Source organism: Sphingomonas sp. (assembly GCF_019746015.1).
Lineage (GTDB): Bacteria > Pseudomonadota > Alphaproteobacteria > Sphingomonadales > Sphingomonadaceae > Sphingomonas.
Genome location: NZ_JAIESM010000079.1, coordinates 1 through 4,536, shown reverse-complemented (window position 1 = coordinate 4,536; position 4,536 = coordinate 1). Strand labels below are relative to the sequence as shown.

The following is a 4,536-nucleotide window of genomic DNA, read 5'->3' as shown; positions in this document are numbered from 1 at the left end:
AGCCCCATCGCCTTCACGCCCGCGACCATCTGCACCACCGCGTCCATGTCGCGGTCCTTGGGGTTGCGCCAGGCCGCGCCCATGCAGAAACGCTGCGATCCGCTCGCCTTCGCCTCGGCAGCGGCGGCGAGCACCGCCTCCACGTCCATCAGCTTTTCGGCCTTCAGCCCGGTGTCGTGGCTCGCGCTTTGCGAGCAATAGCCGCAATCCTCCGGACAGCCGCCGGTCTTGATCGACAGTAGCGTGCAGAGCTGCACTTCGCCCGGCGCATGGTGCGCGCGGTGGACGCCTTGCGCGCGCCACATCAGCTCATCGAACGGCAGGTCGAACAGCGCGGCGATTTCGGCGCGGGTCCAGTCATTTCGGCAATGCGCAGTCATTCGGCGGCCTCGCTTATCGGTGGCATATTGTGGCCCAGCAGTCGCAGCATGTCGGCGGCGCATTCGACCACGTTGGAGCCGGGGCCGTAAATGCCCTGCACCCCGGCATCGCGCAGGAAATCATAATCCTGCGGCGGAATGACGCCGCCAGCGACGACCTTGATGTCGGCACGGCCGGCCTGGCGGAGCAGCGCGATGAGCTGCGGGATCAGCGTCTTGTGCCCGGCGGCCAGCGACGAGGCGCCCACCGCATCGACATTCTCGGCCAGCGCCAGCGCACAGCTTTCCTCCGGCGTCTGGAACAGCGGGCCGCTGACCACGTCGAACCCCATATCGGCAAAGGCGCTGGCGATCACATTGGCGCCGCGATCATGCCCGTCCTGCCCCATCTTCGCGATCAGGATGCGCGGCTTGCGGCCCAGCCGACGCGCGACCGCCACGACGCCGTCCACCACGGCGGCATAGCGGGCATCCTCGGCATAGGCGCGGCCATAAATGCCGGAAACCGGCGTCGGCACGGTGCCATAACGGCCGAATGCCACCTCCAGCGCGGCGCTGATCTCGCCCAGCGTCGCCCGCGCGCGCGCCGCCCGCACCGCCAGCGCCAGCAGATTGGCATCGCCCCGCGCGCCCTCGGTCAGGGCCGCGAGCGCAGCCTGCGCCGCGGCGTCGTCGCGCGCCGCCTTCACCGCGTTGATCCGCGCGATCTGCGCCTCGCGCACGGCGTGATTGTCCACCTCCAGCGTGTCCAGCGGCGCTTCCTCGGCCAGGCGATATTTGTTGACGCCGACGATCACATCCTCGCCGCGATCGATGCGCGCCTGCTTGGCGGCGGCGGCTTCCTCGATCATCGCCTTGGGCTTGCCGGTCGCGACATAGGCGGTCATGCCGCCGGCTGCATCGACCGCCTCGATCAGCGCCCAGGCCTCGTCCACCAGTGCTGCCGTCAGTGCTTCGACATAGTAGCTGCCGCCCAGCGGATCGACCACGCGGGTGATGCCCGTCTCCTCGGCCAGCACGATCTGGGTGTTGCGCGCGATGCGGGCGGAAAAATCGGTGGGCAGCGCAATCGCTTCGTCCAGCGCATTGGTGTGGAGCGACTGGGTGCCGCCCAGCACCGCCGCCATCGCCTCCACTGTGGTGCGGATGACGTTGTTATAGGGGTCCTGCTCCTGCAGGCTGACGCCGCTGGTCTGGCAATGGGTGCGCAGCATCTTGGAGCGTTCGTCCTTCGCGCCCAGCCCCTCCATCACCCGGTGCCACAAAGTGCGCGCGGCGCGCAGCTTGGCCACTTCCATGAAGAAGTTCATGCCGATGCCGAAGAAAAACGACAGGCGCCCGGCAAAGGCGTCCACATCAAGCCCGGCGGCGATGGCGCGCCGGGCATATTCCTTGCCGTCGGCGATGGTGAAGGCCAGTTCCTGCACCGCCGTCGCGCCGGCTTCGTGCATGTGATAGCCGCTGATCGAAATGCTGTTGAATTTCGGCATGTTGGCCGAGGTATAGGCGATGATGTCGCTGACGATCCGCATCGAGGGTTCGGGCGGATAGATATAGGTGTTGCGGACCATGAACTCCTTCAGAATGTCGTTCTGAATGGTCCCGTCGAGCTTGGCCTGATCGACGCCCTGTTCCTCGCCCGCGACGATGAAGAAGGCGAGCACGGGCAGCACCGCGCCGTTCATCGTCATGCTGACGCTCATCTGGTCGAGCGGGATGCCGTCGAACAGGATCTTCATGTCCTCGACCGTGTCGATCGCGACGCCCGCCTTGCCGACATCGCCCACCACGCGGGGATGGTCGCTGTCATAGCCGCGATGCGTCGCCAGATCGAACGCGACCGACAGCCCCTTCTGCCCCGCCGCCAGATTGCGGCGGTAAAAGGCGTTCGATGCCTCGGCAGTCGAAAAGCCCGCATATTGGCGGATCGTCCAGGGTCGCCCCGCATACATGCTGGCGCGCACCCCGCGCGTGAACGGCGCCATGCCGGGCAGGCCGGGGTCTGGCGCGTCGGCCGCAGTATAGAGCGGCTTCACCGCAATCCCTTCCGGCGTGTGCCAGGTGAGATCGGCGCCCTTCACTTCGCGGGCGGCGCGCGCCTGCCACTCGGCAAGCTGGGGCGGGGCAGACGGGCTGGGTCGGTCGGTCATCAACTCTCCCCTAAACCCGGATATCGGCCCAAGTCGAGGGGGGCGATGGTGCCAGCGGTGGCAGCGCCCGCCCGCTCAGGCGCCCTTGAACTGGGCCTTGCGCTTCTGCAGGAAGCTGATCGCACCCTCGGCCGCATCGGCGGTGGCGCCGGCCATCATCTGGCGGTCGGCCTCGCCGTCCATTGCGCTGGCATAATCGCTTTCCAGCGCGGCGGCGATTCCCTGCCGCATCAGCCCCAGCGCCACCGTCGGCCCCGCCGCCAGCCGCTCGGCCAGTAGCATTGCCTCCTCCATCAGCACCGCATCGGGCACGCATTTGTGGATCAACCCCCAATCGGCCGCCTTTGGCCCATGGATGCGCTCGCCCAGCAGCATCATCTCGGTCGCGCGCGCCTTGCCCACCAGCCGGGCGAGCATCCACGAGGCGCCACCATCGGGCACCAGCCCGATATTAACGAACGCCTGCAGGAAATAGGCGCTTTCCGCCGCCACGCAGAAATCGGCCGCCAGCGCCAGGCTGCAGCCGATGCCGGCGGCGGGGCCGTTCACCGCGCTGACGATCGGCACGCCCATCTTCGCGATTTTCAGCATGGTGGGGTTGTAGCTGCGCCTGAGCGACGCGCCGGCGCGCTGGCCGGGGCTGAGATGCGCCGCCTGATCGCGCCCGGCCAGGTCCGCACCCGAACAGAAGGCGCGCCCCTCACCCGTGATCAGCACCGCGCGCGCACCGTCCAGCGCATCGAGCGCATGGCCGATCTCGACAAACATCTGCGGGGGTGCGGCGTTCAGCCGTTCGGGCCGGTTGAGCGTGATCACCATCACATCGCCGCGGCGCTCGGTGCGGATCATTTCAAAAGCCACGCGTCCTCCCCCTCAATTTCCGGTCGAATATCGGGATGCAGTATGCGCCAGCGCCGCCGCGCGGGCAACGCCAATCGCCACATTCGAACATCGGGTATGGAGCAGGGCCTGACGCTACGGCGCCCCAACGGCGCGTTCAGTGCGCCGCCTTGGGCGTCTCCATGATCTCGGTCAGCACGCCGCCCATGTCCTTGGGGTGGACGAAGAAAATCAGCGTGCCATGCGCCCCGAGTCGCGGGCTCCCCAGCACGCGCTTGCCCTGCCCCTCGAACCAGGCCTTGGCGGCGTGGATGTCGGGCACTTCGTAGCACAGATGATGCTGCCCCCCTTGCGGGTTCTTTTCCAGAAAAGCGGCGATCGAGGTGTTGCCCGGCAGCGGCTCGATCAGCTCGATCTGGGTGCCGCCGGTCGGGCCATCGGCCGGGGTATCGACGAAGCAGACCTTCACCCCCTGTTCGGGCAGGTCGAACGGTTCGTGAATATGCGTTGCGCCCATGATGTCGCGGTAAAAGGCGATCGACGCCTCGATCGAGGGCGTCGCGACGCCGACATGGTTCAGGCGGCCGAGTTTCATGGGTTCCAGCGTTCTCCAAACTCGTCTCGGACCGAGACGATCAGCTTATCATAGACTGTGTTCCAGAAGTTGCGCCCATCAATCGGTTTTCGGAACATCATGCAAACCCCAAAACCGTCATTCAGAGCAAACCGAACATCATCGACGCTCATCAGCGTTTCGTTGCAGTTGCGCCATTCTTTTAGAACTCGCTGGCGTGCTTCAGTTGTGTAATGTGAAATTGCAGTATCAATGGCTGCCCCGATGCTTTCGTGGAAGCACGGCCACTCCTGATGGCAATACGCAGCGAGAAATTGATACAGCGTCGGCCAACGCTGCTCAATTTCAGTGCGTAGCTGATATCGCTTCCGGCTCACAGCGGCAGATTATCATGCTTCTTCCACGGATTCTCCAGCGCCTTCCCGCGCAGTTTCCGCAACCCCAGCGCCACCCGCCGCCGCGTCGAATGCGGCTGGATCACTTCGTCGATGAAGCCCTTGCTCGCCGCGACGAAGGGGTTGGCGAAGCGCGCCTCATATTCGGCCGTGCGCTCGGCGATTTCCTCGGGCGTGCGCCCACGGAAGATGATCTC

Annotated in this window: 5 protein-coding genes and 1 pseudogene; all 6 read right to left on the bottom strand. The window is 66.0% G+C overall.

What is annotated here, in order from left to right; all coding sequences use genetic code 11:
• A pseudogene (locus K2Y03_RS11270) lies at window positions 1-380 on the bottom strand (biotin synthase); the annotation flags it as partial.
• Complete coding sequence (gene scpA, locus K2Y03_RS11265; protein WP_294090791.1) at window positions 377-2,530, bottom strand: methylmalonyl-CoA mutase; 2,154 nt, start codon at window positions 2,528-2,530, stop codon at window positions 377-379. The pseudogene K2Y03_RS11270 and the gene scpA, both read right to left, overlap by 4 nt.
• Before the next feature lie 75 nt (window positions 2,531-2,605).
• Complete coding sequence (locus K2Y03_RS11260; protein WP_294090790.1) at window positions 2,606-3,391, bottom strand: enoyl-CoA hydratase-related protein; 786 nt, start codon at window positions 3,389-3,391, stop codon at window positions 2,606-2,608.
• Window positions 3,392-3,527: 136 nt separating this feature from the next.
• Entirely contained in the window at window positions 3,528-3,965 is a 438-nt protein-coding gene (mce, locus tag K2Y03_RS11255) for a methylmalonyl-CoA epimerase (protein ID WP_294090789.1), read from the bottom strand.
• The gene (locus K2Y03_RS11250; RefSeq protein WP_294090788.1) at window positions 3,962-4,321 is read right to left on the bottom strand and encodes a contact-dependent growth inhibition system immunity protein; all 360 of its coding nucleotides are present in this window, start codon (window positions 4,319-4,321) and stop codon (window positions 3,962-3,964) included. The genes mce and K2Y03_RS11250 overlap by 4 nt, the downstream gene beginning before the upstream one ends.
• Window positions 4,318-4,536, bottom strand: a 219-nt coding sequence (locus K2Y03_RS11245) for a carboxyl transferase domain-containing protein (RefSeq protein ID WP_294090787.1), incomplete at its 5' end; no start/stop codon positions are given. The genes K2Y03_RS11250 and K2Y03_RS11245, both read right to left, overlap by 4 nt.